The 14598-nt window shown below is 63.7% G+C and carries 12 protein-coding genes; 4 read left to right on the forward strand and 8 right to left on the reverse strand.

Features of this window, described 5'->3' with window-relative positions; all coding sequences use genetic code 11:
• The first annotated feature begins 7 nt into the window (after positions 1-7).
• From IB262_RS22590 to IB262_RS22605, 4 genes are all read left to right on the forward strand, one after another.
• Entirely contained in the window at positions 8-784 is a 777-nt protein-coding gene (locus IB262_RS22590) for an SDR family oxidoreductase (protein WP_034799561.1), read from the forward strand.
• Between the two features lie 24 nt (positions 785-808).
• Complete coding sequence (locus IB262_RS22595; RefSeq protein WP_060644345.1) at positions 809-2728, forward strand: beta-N-acetylhexosaminidase; 1920 nt, start codon at positions 809-811, stop codon at positions 2726-2728.
• Between the two features lie 11 nt (positions 2729-2739).
• The gene (locus IB262_RS22600; RefSeq protein WP_060530309.1) at positions 2740-4182 is read left to right on the forward strand and encodes a M81 family metallopeptidase; all 1443 of its coding nucleotides are present in this window, start codon (positions 2740-2742) and stop codon (positions 4180-4182) included.
• 181 nt (positions 4183-4363) lie between these two features.
• A complete protein-coding gene (locus IB262_RS22605; RefSeq protein WP_060530310.1) occupies positions 4364-5584 on the forward strand; it encodes an MFS transporter in 1221 nt (406 codons plus the stop codon).
• 1 nt (position 5585) lies between these two features.
• Here IB262_RS22605 and IB262_RS22610 read toward each other — a convergent pair whose 3' ends face one another.
• From IB262_RS22610 to IB262_RS22645, 8 genes are all read right to left on the reverse strand, one after another.
• The gene (locus IB262_RS22610; protein ID WP_034799569.1) at positions 5586-6224 is read right to left on the reverse strand and encodes a hypothetical protein; all 639 of its coding nucleotides are present in this window, start codon (positions 6222-6224) and stop codon (positions 5586-5588) included.
• Between the two features lie 268 nt (positions 6225-6492).
• Positions 6493-8166: a urocanate hydratase gene (hutU, locus tag IB262_RS22615; RefSeq protein ID WP_192493823.1), complete on the reverse strand. Its 1674-nt coding sequence runs from the start codon at positions 8164-8166 to the stop codon at positions 6493-6495.
• Positions 8167-8168: 2 nt separating this feature from the next.
• Positions 8169-8987 carry an N-formylglutamate deformylase gene (hutG, locus tag IB262_RS22620; protein WP_034799571.1) on the reverse strand — a complete coding sequence of 273 codons (819 nt, stop codon included), beginning with the start codon at positions 8985-8987 and terminating at the stop codon, positions 8169-8171.
• A gap of 1 nt (position 8988) precedes the next feature.
• Positions 8989-10524: a histidine ammonia-lyase gene (gene hutH / locus IB262_RS22625; RefSeq protein WP_060530312.1), complete on the reverse strand. Its 1536-nt coding sequence runs from the start codon at positions 10522-10524 to the stop codon at positions 8989-8991.
• Positions 10521-11765: an imidazolonepropionase gene (gene hutI / locus IB262_RS22630; RefSeq protein WP_034799575.1), complete on the reverse strand. Its 1245-nt coding sequence runs from the start codon at positions 11763-11765 to the stop codon at positions 10521-10523. The genes hutH and hutI overlap by 4 nt, the downstream gene beginning before the upstream one ends.
• 300 nt (positions 11766-12065) lie before the next feature.
• Positions 12066-12650, reverse strand: a complete 585-nt coding sequence (gene phnN / locus IB262_RS22635; protein WP_060518225.1) for a phosphonate metabolism protein/1,5-bisphosphokinase (PRPP-forming) PhnN — start codon at positions 12648-12650, stop codon at positions 12066-12068.
• On the reverse strand, positions 12647-13786 hold the full coding sequence (locus IB262_RS22640) for an alpha-D-ribose 1-methylphosphonate 5-triphosphate diphosphatase (protein ID WP_192493797.1): 1140 nt from the start codon (positions 13784-13786) through the stop codon (positions 12647-12649). The genes phnN and IB262_RS22640 overlap by 4 nt, the downstream gene beginning before the upstream one ends.
• 1 nt (position 13787) lies before the next feature.
• A complete protein-coding gene (locus IB262_RS22645) occupies positions 13788-14495 on the reverse strand; it encodes a DUF1045 domain-containing protein (RefSeq protein ID WP_060518331.1) in 708 nt (235 codons plus the stop codon).
• Positions 14496-14598 lie beyond the last annotated feature (103 nt).

Here is a 14598-nt window from a genome sequence, read left to right on the forward strand (position 1 = left end):
TCAACGCATGACGCAATCTCTCGCGATCGTCACCGGCGCCGCCGGCGATATCGGCCGTGCTATCGCCCGCAAGCTTGCCGACGACCATGACGTGGTTCTGCTCGTCGACATCGATGCGGAGGCCGCCGAAAAGGCAGCGCGGGCGCTTGGCGACGGCAAGCGCTTCGTCGCAGTCGCCTGTGACGTCACCAATGCCGAAAGCGTGGCGGCGATGGCAGCGAAGGCCGCAGAGAAGGGCGCTGTCCGCACCCTCGTCAACAATGCTGGTGCTGCCCGTGCCGTCAGCCTGCACGACACGACGCCGGAGATCTGGCGCATGGACAATGCGCTGAACCTCGAGGCGGCCTTCCTCACTTTTCGCGCCGTCGAGGACATGCTGAAAGAGACCCACGGCTCGGTCGTCAACATCGCCTCGGTCAACGGCATGAACGTCTTCGGCCATCCGGCCTATAGCGCCGCCAAGGCCGGGCTCCTGCACCTGACCCGGCTGATTGCGGTCGAATACGGCAAGTTCGGCATCCGCTCGAATGCGGTGGCACCCGGCACGGTTCGCACCCAGGCCTGGGAGGCGAGGGCGGCATCGAACCCGGATGTCTTCGAAGAGGCGCGCCGCTGGTATCCGCTGCAGCGCATCGTCAATCCGGATGACGTCGCCAATGCCGTGCATTTTCTCGCAGGCCCGCTCGCGGCCGCCATTTCGGGCGTCTGCCTGCCTGTCGATTGCGGCCTGACCGCCGGACAGGCTGAGTTGGCCCGCACGTTCTCGCAATCAAACCACTACTGACATAGAGCATTCTGGAGGAAGAGCATGCACCCGGTTTCCTACCGTCTCGAGGCGTCCTGGCAGCCGGATGGCGGGCCGTTCGGGCGGTTTACCTTCACGCTGTTCAATTTCTCCGGCGCGCCACTTTCCGGCTTCAGGATCGTCTACACCTCGCTCACCCGGGTGATCGATCCCAAGGCCTGCGACAATGCCGTGTTCCTGCGCCGTAACGCCAATTTTCACGAATTCGCGCCGCCTGTGGGGCTGACGATCGAAAACGGCGGGAGCTGGACCTTCACCGTCAGCGGCCTGCACCGCAACGCGCGCCACTGCACCGACGGTGCCAAGTCCGCCTATCTGACGCTTGCCGATGGCGGTCACGTGCCGGTCGCTGTCTCCGATCTGTTGCTTGAAAATGCCGTCAGTGAACCGCCGCCGGTGCGGCTACCGGACGGCAAGCTCGATCAGCCCTATGCGTTGCAGCCCTGGCCAGCGAAGCTTGAGCTTCGTCCTGGAGACGGTTTTCCAGTGGTGCTCTATCCGGCGGTCGGCTCGACGGGCGAGGATGTCGCTGCCATCGATACGGTTCTGGCGATGTACCATCGGCTGTTCCCTGCGGGCCACGCCCCCTTCAGCCTGGCAGCCTCGAAGCAGGGGCGGGCGATTGTCTTTACCGCCGACGCTGGTCTTAAGGCTGAGGCCTATCGGCTCGACTTCTCTGAGACCGAAATCCGGCTTAGCTTTGGCGGCAGCGCCGGCCGGCAATATGGTTTGACCAGTCTGGCCCAGCTTCTGGATGGGGCACGCAACCATCCGGAAAAGTTCCGCTTTCCGGCGAGCGGCAAAATTTCGGATGCGCCGCGTTACAGCTGGCGCGGTTGCCATCTCGACGTCTCCCGCCAGTTCTACCCGACGGCGGATGTGGCGCGGCTGATTGACATTCTCGCCTGGTTCAAGCTCAACGTTTTCCACTGGCACCTGACCGACGACGAGGCCTGGCGCCTGGAGATCAAGGCCTACCCGCAGCTGACGACGCTTGGCGTCCTGCGCGGGCCGGATGAGCCGCTTCTGCCGCAGCTTGGTAATGGCGCTGAGCCTGTCGGCGGCTTCTACAGCCAAGCGGACGTGAGGGCGATCGTCGCGCAGGCGACGGCGCTGCATGTCGATGTCGTGCCGGAGATCGATATCCCTGGCCATAGCACGGCGACCTTGGTGGCGCTGCCGGATCTGACAGACGGTCAGGAGGCCCCGGAGAGCTACCATTCGGTTCAGGGCTATCCTAATAACGCGCTCAACCCGGCCGTTGCCTTTACCTACGAGTTTCTGGAGAAGGTCCTCGACGAAATGGTCGAGCTTTTCCCGAGCGCCTACATCCATATCGGCGGCGACGAAGTGGCGAACGGTTCTTGGCTCGCTTCGCCGCTGGCCAAGAAGCTGATGGAGCAGGAGGGCATCTCCGGCACCTTCGCGCTGCAGTCCTATTTCCTGAAGCGGGTGAAGCAGATGTTGACGGCGCGTGGCCGCAAGCTCGCCGGCTGGAACGAAGTGGCGCATGGCGGCGGTGTCTCGACCGAAGATACGCTGCTGATGGCCTGGGAGCGGCCGGAGGTCGGCATCGAGCTCGCCCGCGAAGGCTATGACGTGGTGATGACCCCCGGCCAGGCCTATTACCTCGACATGGCGCAGGCCGATGCCTGGCAGGAGCCAGGTGCAAGCTGGGCCGGCACGGCGACACCCGCCCACACCTACGGCTACGAGGCCGAGGGCGAATTCCCGGACGAGCTGAAGGCCCGCCTCAGAGGCGTGCAGGCGTGCATCTGGTCCGAGCATTATCTTTCGCGCGGCTACTTCAACCGGCTCGTCTTCCCGCGGCTTCCGGCGATCGCCGAGGCGGCATGGACACCGAAGTCGGCGAAGGACTGGCTGCGCTTTGCGGCCATCGCGCCGCTCAGCCCGAACCTCTGAGAGGAACGCTCATGCGCATCGCCGTTGGTGGCATCCATACCGAATGCAGCACCTATTCGCCTGTTCTGATGACAGAGGAAGATTTTCGCGTTCTGCGCGGCCAAACGCTGCTGGACGCCGAGTACTTCAGTTTCATGAAGGCCGAGGGTGTCGAGCATCTGCCGCTTTTGCATGCCCGCGCCGTGCCCGGCGGCCCCGTGTCGCGCCCAACCTACGACGCCTTCAAGGCCGAGTTCCTCGAAATGCTGCGTGACGCGCTGCCGATCGACGGGCTTTATCTCGCCATGCATGGCGCCATCAAGGTCGACGGGATGGACGACGCCGAAGGCGACTGGATCTCCGCCGCCCGCGCTGTCGTCGGTCCCAATTGCCCGGTGGCGGCGAGCTACGACCTGCATGGCAATGTCAGCCAGGAGATCATCGACCAGCTCGATATTTTTGCCGCTTACCGCACCGCGCCGCATATCGATACGCCGGAGACCATGACCCGTGCCTGGTCGATGCTGGTATCTGCGCTGAGAGACGGGACGCGCCCGGGCATCGCCTGGGCACCGGTCCCGGTCCTGCTTCCCGGCGAATGCACCTCGACCGAGGACGAGCCGGCAAAGTCGCTCTACGTGCAACTGCCCGAGATCGATAAGCGGCCAGGCGTTCTCGATGCCAACCTGATGGTGGGCTACGTCTGGGCCGACGAGCCGCGGGCGACCGCCTGTGCGGTCGTAACGGCCACCGACAGGGCGGCGGCCAAACGGGCAGCGGAAGAGATTGCCGCGGGCTACTGGTCGAAACGTCGAAACTTCCGCTTCGGTCCGGTCACCGGACCGCTCAACGAAATGCTGGATATCGCCGAGCGGGCGACGACGACGCCGATCATTCTTGCGGACTCCGGCGACAACCCGACCGGCGGCGGCGTTGGTGATCGCGCAGACGTGCTGAAGGCGCTGCTCGCCCGCGGCTGGCGGGGCGCGTTGATCGCCGGCATCACGGACCTGCCGGCGGTCGAAGCCTGCTTTGCCGCTGGGGTCGGCGAAACGTTGATGCTCAAGATCGGCGGCAGCCTCGATCCGGCAAGCCCCCGTGCGGAGATGCTGGCCGAGGTCGTCACGCTGGATGATCCCGGGCCTGCGAAAGAGCGGCAGGCGGTGGTGCGGGTCGGCGCGATCGATGTCGTTATCGCGGCACGGCGCAGGCCCTACCACAACATCGAGGACTTCCGGCGGCTGGGCCTCGACCCTGAGGCGGTGCGGCTGCTCGTCGTCAAATCGGGCTACCTGTCGCCCGAACTGGCGCCGATCGCCAACCCCAACCTGATGGCCCTGACTGAAGGGGTCGTCAATCAGGACATCCAAGGGCTCGCGAGCCTCCGCCGTCAGCGGCCGGCCTACCCCTTCGATCAGGACTTTTCCTTTGAACCCGTCGCCCGCTTTTCGGCGCGTTGGTCGAGCGGCGCCTGAGACATGCTTCGCACATTTCCTACCCGAGTTTCGGGTAGGGGCTTCCCTCAAAGCACCGCGCGTCGTTCGACGCGCATGGGCGCTGAAACGCCTTAGCCTTCCGCATAACACCGTCCTTAAATCGATCACAATTTAAGCGATTGTGCGATATCCTCCACCCGCTTCGCGGACACATTCTAGCATGACCTCCACCATTCTCAGCGCCATGCGCAACCCGGCCATGCGGATCAGCATGCTGGCAATCTTCCTGTTCGGGTTTGCCGGTGCGGCCACCTCGCCCTACCAGTCCGTCGTCGGCATCAACGAGCTGGGGCTCAGCGATGCCGTCTATTCGCTGCTGATCCTGCTTGCCTCGACGGTGAACGTCATCGTCAGCGTTTCGATCGGCATTCTGGCCGATCGCGTCGGCAACTACCGGCTGCTGATGTCGACGGCGATCTTTTTCGGCGTTGTCGGCTACGGCATCGTCTATGTGCTCCCGCATCAGATGAGCTTCGTCGTTAGCGTCTTGTTGCTGTTGCCGATCTACGGCGCGGTCTACACGCTGCTCTTTGCCAATGTGCGCAGCATCGCCCGGCGGATGAGCGGCCATGACGCCGCCTCGCTCACGACGGGCGCCCGCGCGGCCATATCAGTGTCCTGGGTTCTGGTGCCAGGACTGGTCGGCTTTGCACTCGCCGGCGGCGACAGCATGCTGCCGGCCTATCTGCTCGCCTGTCTCGGCTGCCTCGCCAATCTGCTGATCGTCTATTTTAAACTGCCCAACGAAAGCGGGGCCGACGCATCGCTCGGCAAGCGGCTTTCTTACTGGACGTCTTTTCGGGAGATCCTGGCGCCAGGGATTTTCCTGCGCGTCATCGCCGTTGCGATCATCACCTCGTCGCTGCACGTCAACGCCGCCGTGCTGCCCCTGATCATGACTGACGAGATCGGCGGCAGCGTCACCGATATCGGCATCATCGTTGGGATCGTCGCTTTCCTCGAAGTCGTGTTCATCTTCGTCTGGGCGCGCATCCAGCTGAGCCTTGTTCCATTCAAGGCGCTGGCGCTCGGAACCGCGATCTACATCGGCTACATGGTGCTGCTCGGCTTCTCGACGGCGACCTGGCAGATCTACGCGCTCACCTTGATCAGTGCCTTTGGTGCCGCCGCGTTGATCACGATCCCGATCAGCTACCTCCAGGACCTGATTGCCGACCGCCCGGGCCTCGGAAGCTCATTGCTCGCCGTGAACCTCTTCCTGAGCGGCGGCCTTTGCGCCGGGCTTTTTGCGCTCGGCACGCGGATCAGCGACTATTCGGGCACGGCGCTGCTTGGCGGCGCCGCAGGCCTTGCCGGGCTGGTGCTGCTGCTCGCGCTCGACGGCGATAAAACAGGGAAGAAAACATTCCGCCGCTCGTGAATTAGTCCCAGGGCTCATCGACAAAACTGCAGGTGAACTTTGTCTGGTTGTCCTGGAGACATCTCTTCTTTTGATCGGCGAGGATCATGATCCTCGCGAAGAAGCGCGAAAAGTCGGCCTTGCTGGAGGTAAACGTGGCTATCCCCAAAGCGTGCGCCTGGGCCTGCGCCACGCAGGTCGCCAATTCCTGATCGGGGACATCGCTGTTTGCAACGATGACAGCGCGGTCAAATCGCCCTTCCGCGGAATAGTTCACGGCGGAAGCGCAATTTGGTACGCCAGTTGCTGCAGTATCGTTCAGCAGCCGCTCGTAGTAGGGGTCGAAGCCGAAATCTTCAATTTTGCTGACGTCGACCCGGCCATTCTTGACGACATCCTTTCTGAAGATCACGCCGATGGTGTTTCTTCCGAGGCCCGGTTGGGCCTTGGTCTCAATTCCGGCGGCCATGGCGATCATTTGAATTGTCGAGAAGACCACGTCCCTCTTCTTGGTCTCCCCTTGGCTCATTCCGACGCCAATAAATTCCGGGAAGGCGGTAAAGTGCCGTTCTCCGTTGCGAACAGGGCCGAAGAAACTCACGTTTTGAGCGACCGCAGACGAGGCAACAAAGACGCTCGCAAGAAGCCCGGTGGCAAACATAAGATGTCTAATGGTTCTTCTCCCGTACCCGCCCCAGCGCATGAAGCCTTCTCATAAAAAACCAGCGCTCGCGTGAGCGAACAGAGATGTTCTGCAACGCGTCGCCAGCAATGCGATGGCATCTCGATTTTTCTAGCATTGCTATCAACAGCTGCAAGGCGCCGGAGCGAGGAAGACGCAGTCCTGACGCTAGTCTCATCAAAAAGTGATTGGGGCGCCTTTCGGCGCCCCAATCAGTATGTCCGTGAGTATGTCGGTCGAGAGCGGATCAGTTGCCGAGAATGCCCGGCAGGCGCAGGCCCTTTTCCTTGGCGCAATCGAGCGCAATGTCGTAGCCCGCATCGGCATGGCGCATGACGCCGGTTGCCGGGTCGTTCCAGAGCACGCGTTCGAGGCGCTTGGCCGCATCGTCGGTACCATCGGCGCAGATGACGACGCCCGAATGCTGCGAGAAGCCCATGCCGACGCCGCCGCCGTGGTGCAGCGACACCCAGGTGGCGCCCGATGCGGTGTTGAGCAGGGCGTTGAGCAGCGGCCAGTCCGAAACAGCGTCCGAGCCGTCCTTCATCGCTTCGGTCTCGCGGTTCGGCGAGGCGACCGAGCCGGAATCGAGGTGGTCGCGGCCGATGACGACCGGCGCCTTCAGTTCGCCGTTCTTGACCATTTCGTTGAAGGCGAGGCCGAGGCGGTGGCGATCGCCGAGGCCGACCCAGCAGATGCGCGCCGGCAGGCCCTGGAAGGCGATGCGCTCACGTGCCATGTCCAGCCAGTTGTGCAGGTGCTTGTTGTCGGGAAGCAGTTCCTTGACCTTGGCGTCGGTCTTATAGATGTCTTCCGGATCGCCGGACAGGGCCGCCCAGCGGAACGGGCCGACGCCGCGGCAAAAGAGCGGGCGGATATAGGCCGGAACGAAGCCCGGGAAGGCAAAGGCGTTTTCGAGGCCTTCTTCCTTGGCCATCTGGCGGATGTTGTTGCCGTAGTCGAAGGTCGGGATGCCCATGTCCTGAAAGGCGATCATCGCTTCGACGTGGTCGCGCATCGAGGCGCGCGCGGCCTTTTCGACGGCCTTCGGATCGCTGACGCGCTTCTCCTTCCACTGGCCCATGGTCCAGCCCTTCGGCAGGTAACCGTTGACCGGGTCGTGCGCCGAGGTCTGGTCGGTGACCATGTCGGGACGGATGCCGCGGCGGACCATCTCCGGCAGGATTTCGGCGGTGTTGCCGAGCAGGCCGACGGACTTGGCTTCGCCGTTCTTCGTCCAGCGGGCGATCATCTCCATCGCTTCGTCCAGCGTCTCGGCCTTTTCGTCGAGGTAGCGGGTGCGCAGGCGGAAATCGATCGAGTCCGGGTTGCATTCGACGGCCAGGCACGAAGCGCCTGCCATGACGGCGGCGAGCGGCTGGGCGCCACCCATGCCGCCGAGGCCGCCGGTCAGCACCCACTTGCCCTTAAGGTTGTCGCCATAGTGCTGACGGCCGGCTTCAACGAAGGTTTCGTAAGTGCCCTGAACGATGCCTTGCGTGCCGATATAGATCCACGAGCCGGCCGTCATCTGGCCGTACATGGCGAGACCCTTCTTATCCAGCTCGTTGAAGTGATCCCAGGTCGCCCAGTGCGGCACGAGGTTGGAGTTGGCGATGAGAACGCGGGGCGCATCCTTGTGGGTGCGGAACACGCCGACCGGCTTGCCCGACTGCACCATCAAGGTTTCGTCGTCGTTGAGGTCCTTTAGCGTCTCTACGATCTTGTCGAAATCGGCCCACGTGCGGGCGGCACGACCGACGCCGCCGTAGACGACCAGCTCGTGCGGGTTTTCCGCGACGTTCGGGTCCAGATTGTTCATCAGCATGCGAAGCGGCGCTTCGGTCAGCCAGCTCTTGGCATTGAGCGTGGTGCCCTGAGGGGCGCGCACGTCGCGAATATTGTGGCGCGGATTGTTGATGGTCATGCCTCGCTCCCTGTCAGCGTCTTGAGGTCAAATGCGATGGTTTCGATGCGGTTCAGGATCGCACCCAGCGGCTTTCGCAACAGGGCGGATCGTGTGGCGTCGAGCGCGAAAGGCGGCTCTTCGGCGGCGAGATGGGTCGATTGCGCGAGCTCCATCTGGATGGCATGCACGCCGGTTTCCGGGCGGCCATAGTGGCGGGTGGTCCAGCCGCCCTTGAAGCGGCCGTTGAGAATGCTGCTGTAACCTTCCGCAGCGGCAGCGATTGCGGCCGTCGCCTTCTCGATGTCAGGCGCGCAGGTCTTGCCCATGTCGGTGCCGATGTTGAGATCCGGCAGCTTGCCTTCGAACAGGAACGGAATGCGCGAGCGGATCGAGTGGCAGTCATAAAGCACGACCACGCCATGGATCGCCTTGACCCGCTCGATCTCGGCGGCAAGGGCCGCGTGATAGGGCGCATGGAATGACCGGAGCCGTTCGGCGATATCCGCTTCAGTCGGTGCCTCTCCGTCCTTCCAGATCGGCTTGCCGTCGAAATCCGTTTCCGGGATCAATCCGGTCGTGTTCTGGCCGGGATAGAGGCTGACGCCCTCGGGATCGCGGTTGGCGTCGATCACGTAGCGGTGGAAGGTGGCGCGAACGACGGTCACCTCCGGCAGCAGGCCATCATAAAGTTGATGGATATGCCAGTCGGTATCGGCGAGGATCCGACCGTTATCGTTCAGCCGATCCCAGATCGCAGCCGGCACGTCGGTGCCGGTATGCGGAAAGCCGAGAATGACCGGCGAGTTGCCTTGTCTGACTTCGACGACCGCCATTTCAGGCCTCCAGGCTTGGCAGGATGCCGGCGGAGACGGCGGCGTTCAGACGGCCCGAGGCGATGAGGTCGCCGGCGGCCTTGAGGTCGTTGGCCATGTAGCGGTCCTCTTCGATCGTCGGCGAGACGGCGCGAAGGGCGGCAGCGGCCTTCTGTAATTCAGGGCTCGTGGCGAGCGGCGCGCGGAATTCGACGCCTTGGACGGCGGTCAGTGCTTCGATGCCGACGATTGAGAACAGGTTCTCGGTCATCTGCAGCAGGCGGCGCGCGCCGTGGCAGGCCATGGAAACGTGGTCTTCCTGGTTCGCCGACGTCGGCGTCGAGTCGACAGACGCCGGATGCGAGAGCTGCTTGTTCTCCGACATCAGCGCCGCCGAGGTGACTTCAGCGATCATCAGACCAGAGTTCAGGCCCGGCTTCTTGGCGAGGAAGGCCGGCAGGCCGTAGGAGAGAGCCGGGTCTACGAGCAGCGCGATGCGGCGCTGCGAGATCGCGCCGATCTCGCAGACGGCAAGGGCGATCTGGTCGGCGGCAAAGGCAACCGGCTCGGCGTGGAAGTTGCCGCCGGAGACGACCGAGTTGTCTGAAAGAACGAGCGGGTTGTCGGTGACGGCGTTGGCTTCGGTTTCAAGCACGCGGGCGACCGAGCGCAGCAGATCGAGGCAGGCGCCGTCGACCTGCGGCTGGCAGCGGATGCAATAGGGATCCTGCACGCGCTCATCGCCTTCGATGTGGCTTTCGCGGATTGCCGAGCCGGCAAGCAGCGCGCGGAGAGCCGCGGCCGTATCGATCTGGCCGCGATGACCGCGCAACGTATGGATATCCGGATGGAAGGGCGCTGACGAGCCCATGGCCGCATCGGTCGACATGGCGCCGGTGATGAGTGCCGCCTGTGCGGCACGATGGGCGCGGAAGAGACCGGCGAGTGCCAGCGCCGTCGACGTCTGGGTGCCGTTGATCAGCGCAAGGCCTTCCTTGGCGGCCAGCACCACCGGTTTGAGGCCGGCGGCGGACAGCGCTTCGCCGCCGGACATGCGACGGCCTTCGAAATAAGCTTCGCCGTGGCCCATCATGACTGCGGCCATATGGGCGAGCGGGGCGAGGTCGCCGGAGGCGCCGACCGAGCCCTTTTCGGGAATGACAGGGATGACGCCCTTTTCGAGCATGGCTTCGATCAGCCGCACGAGTTCGAGGCGGACGCCGGAGGCGCCGCGACCGAGGGAGACGAGCTTCAGCGACAGGATGAGGCGAACGACGTTCTCGGCGAGCGGCTCGCCGACTCCGCAGCAATGTGACAGGATCAGGTTGCGCTGCAGCGTTGCAACGTCGGCGCTGTCGATCTTGATCGAGGCGAGTTTGCCGAAGCCGGTGTTGATGCCGTAGACCGGCGCGTTACCGGCGACGATCTCGGCAATGCGGGCGGCAGCCTTGTTGATGCCGGCGTCAAAGGACGGATCGAGGCGGGCCGGCTCGCCGGTCCAGTAAATGGTTTCGAGATCGCGGAGGGGCACGGAGCCCGGGTGTAGAGTGATGGTCATTGACCGATCCTTTGCCCTCTAAAGATGCGTTCATGAAGCGGATTGAAGCCGATGCGGTAGACGAGCTCGGCCGGATCCTCGATGTTCCAGATTGCCAGATCGGCGGATTTTCCGACTTCGATCGTGCCGGTTTCGGCCAGTAGGCCAAGCGCGCGGGCGGCTTCGCGCGTCGCACCGGCAAGGCATTCGGCAACCGTCAGCCGGAAGAACGTCGCCGACATGTTCATGGTGAGAAGCAGCGAGGTCAGCGGCGAGGTGCCGGGATTGCAGTCGGTGGCGATCGCGATACGCGCGCCGGCATCACGCAAAGCCTGGACCGGCGGCAGGCGCTCTTCGCGCAGCGCATAGAAGGCGCCGGGCAAAAGCACGGCGACCGTACCTGATTTGGCCAGGGCCGCAGCCCCTTCGGCGTCGAGATATTCAAGGTGGTCGGCCGAAAGCGCGCCGTAGGAGGCCGCGAGCTTTGCGCCGCCAAGGTTGGAGAGCTGTTCTGCGTGCAGCTTGACCGGCAGGCCGAGTGCCTTGGCGCGGTCAAAGACGCGGGCGATCTCGGCAGTCGAAAACGCGATGCCCTCGCAGAAACCGTCGACCGCATCGACCAGGCCTTCGGCATGGGCGGCGTCGAGGCCGGGCAGCACGACATCGGTGACGTAGTCATCGTTGCGGCCCTTGTAGTCCACAGGCGTTGCGTGTGCGGCGAGATAGCTCGTCATAACGCGCACCGGCCGCAGCGTTTCGAGTTTGCGGGCGGCACGCAGCATGTTGAGCTCGGCCGTGACGTTCAGTCCGTAGCCGGATTTGATTTCGACGGTCGAGACGCCTTCGGCAAGAAGCGTGTCGAGCCGCGGCAGGGTGCTTTCGACAAGCTGGTCGACGGTCAGCGCATTGGTCGCCTTGACCGAGGAAACGATGCCGCCACCGGCACGCGCAATCTCTTCATAGGTGGCGCCTTCGAGGCGCATCTGGAATTCGCGGGCGCGGTTGCCGCCATGAACGAGATGGGTGTGGCAGTCGATGAGAGCGGGCGTCACTACGCGGCCCTCGTAGTCCGTCGCTTCAAGGCTGCGTGCGAGGTCGGCGGGCAGTCCGCTCTCCGGCCCGGCATAGGCGATACGCCCATCGACGACCGCAACGGCCGCATTCTCGACGAGGCCAAGACCGTCAACGGTTTCGCCAAGCGTCACGAGACGCACATTGCGCCAGATGCCGGATGTCTGCCTGCGGGTCGAGAGTTCGTTCATCAGGTCGCCTCCACTGAATATAATGTATATACATATTAATTCGCTCCACAAGGGGAAATTTATGGAGCCTGCGGAAAAGGAAAGGGTGATCGGCCGAGTGAAACAGAACGGGGGCTTTGAGGAGATGACCGTAGAACTCTGATTTCTCGGGAATTTCTCACCCCGGGTTCGTCATCACCGCAGGCAAAAAGAAAAGGCCCCGAGCCATGAGGTTCGGAACCTTTGTCTGTGTCCTTGGAATGGGGATCGCGACGCGTGCCCGCGACCCGAAATCCTGCCGGGCCGCGAAAACAGATCACGCTAAACCGCGTGATCCGCCTTAGTGCGCAGCCGTTCAACCACCTCGACGAAGCGATTTCCGGCAATGTCGAGGCGACCGCTGTTGTCGATCACGCTGACATCCGGGCCTGAGGTCACGTCTGGAGCCTGGCGGCTGAGGCGTCGCAAAACTTCCTCTTCACTTTCGCGGCCGCGTTCGGCAAGCCGCTTTGCAAGCACAGGCGTCTCGGCTGTAACAACGACGACGGCGATCTCGCCGAAGGCTTCGCGGAACGCCGGCAGGGCACCACGGCTGCCATTGACGATCGCCGTCATGCCGTCCCTGACATTCCTGAGCACGACGGCGGGGATGCCGTATTTCAGCCCATGCGCATCCCAGAAAACGGCGAAGGCGCCGTCCTTCTGCATCTCGACGAACTCGTCTTCCGAGACGCTTTCATGTACCTCACTGCCGGCATCCGACGGACGGGTAATGACGCGGCGGACGAAATGCACGTCGTGACAATCCGCGAAATGCCGGGCGGCAAAGCCCATGACGCTGTCCTTGCCGGCGCCGCTCGGTCCAACAACGACGACAAGCGCGCCGCCCTGGTTGTTCGCGCTCATGCGACACGCCGTCCTTCGCGCCAGACGGAGCGCACGACCGGGATGCCTTCCTTGCGATGGACGCGAGCGATATCGGCGCGAAGGCCGACGCCGATGCGGCCGCGGTCATCGAGACCGACGGTACGCGCCGGCGTCGACGTCACCATGGCGATTGCCTTTGGCAGGTCGACGGCGTCGAGTTCGTCGGAGAGCACGAAGGGGGCGTGGATCAGACTGAAGGGCACATAGTCCGACGACAGCACGTCGAGCACGCCGCGCTCGGCGAGATCGCGGGCGGCGATGTTGCCGGAGTGCGACTTGCCGCGCACGATGTTCGGCGCGCCCATCAGAACGCTGAGGCCCGCGCGGTGCGACGCCTCGGCGGCCTCGAAGCTCGTCGGGAACTCCGCAAGCTTGATGCCGAAGCCGATCGATTCCTCGACGTGGTCGACGGTCGCGTCGTCATGGCTGGCGATCGTGATGCCGCGGGCCGCACAGGCCTCGGCGAGCGCGGTGCGGTGCGGACCGGCATACTTGGCCGACAACGCCTGCTGCCGCTCGACGAAGCGCGCGAATTCTTCGTCCGAGAAGCCGCGCTTGGCTTTGTAGTAGAGCGTGTACTGGTCCATCGTCTGGAACTGGCGCTGGCCCGGCGCATGGTCCATCAGCGAGACGAGCTTGACCTGCGGATCGTTCTGGAAGTCCTCGTAGTGTTCGAGCACGTCGGACGTTGAAACTTCGCAGCGCAGGTGGATCAGGTGATCGGCGCGAAGGCGACCCTCTTCCTTGGCCTGGGCCAGCGCGTCGGCCATGCTGCGCATCTCGCCCTTCTGGAAGCCGCCATCCTCGTCGGAGCCGAGACGCAGGCAGTCGAAGACCGTGGTGATGCCGGAGGTGACCACCTGTGCGTCATGGGCCTGGATTGCCGCGATCTTCAGCCAGCGCACGCCCGGGCGCGGCGAGTAGTGGGCTTCGAGGTGGTCGGTGTGCAGCTCGATGAGGCCGGGGATCAGATAGTCGCCTTCAAAGTCCTCGCCGCTGGCAACCGTGCCCTCGGAAATGTCGGCAATCTTGCCGTCGCGGATCAGCACCGAACCGTCGAGGATACTATCCTCGAGGACGATGCGGGCGTTGGTCAAAACCTGTTCTTTGCTCATCTCATGCGATCTTTCGTTGGGTGTCGCTGCCGAGCGGCAGCAGGGAGCGGACAGTAAAGGGTGCGCCGCGCTCCGGTTCGACGAAGAGCGCGACTGACGTGACGTGAAGTGGCTTGCCGATATGCTCGGCAAAGGTGGTTTCGAGCGCGGTACGCATCACGCCGCTGGTTTCCGTGGGCACCGGGCCAGTCAAGGTCAGGTGGAACTGGAACTCTTCGAAAACATAGGGATAGCCCCATTCTTTGAGGTAGCGCCTCTGGCGCTCAGGCAGGCTGTTTGGCTTGCGGCGGGCAAAGTCGGCGTCCGACAGCGGCGCGCGGAACGGGTCGAAGCGGTGAACGGCGTCTTCGGCCAAATCCAGCAGGTCGACGCAAGGCGCGGACGGCACGAGTGCGAAGAACGGGCCCAACTGGTGCAGCACGATTTCGGGGATCTCGAACGGGTCGAGGTCGGCGGCAAAGCACTCGAAAATACTTAGGAGCTCGTCTTCGTCCCGGCCTTCGGCAAGCTCGAAGGGAGCCTTGAGCGTACCGTGGAAACCGTAGCGCCGCGGGTCAGCCGTCAATGTGCGTTGCGTCTCTTCGTCAATCCCGGCGATCGTCGGAAGCGTGAGGTCCTCACCGGTAAAGGCGTCGCGCCCCAGCCAACGGGACGCGACCTGCGACAGCCGGTCGTCCGCCGGCGGCGCGAAATAGATGGCATAACGCACGGTCTTCACTTTCTTGTAGCGACCGGTCCGCCGGGCGGCGGATCGATTGTTTGCGGGATGCGATGCGCAGCTAGCCGATTTCCATGACAACATCATGATGGCG

This window comes from Ensifer sp. ENS02, from assembly GCF_014851885.1.
Taxonomy (GTDB): domain Bacteria; phylum Pseudomonadota; class Alphaproteobacteria; order Rhizobiales; family Rhizobiaceae; genus Ensifer; species Ensifer adhaerens.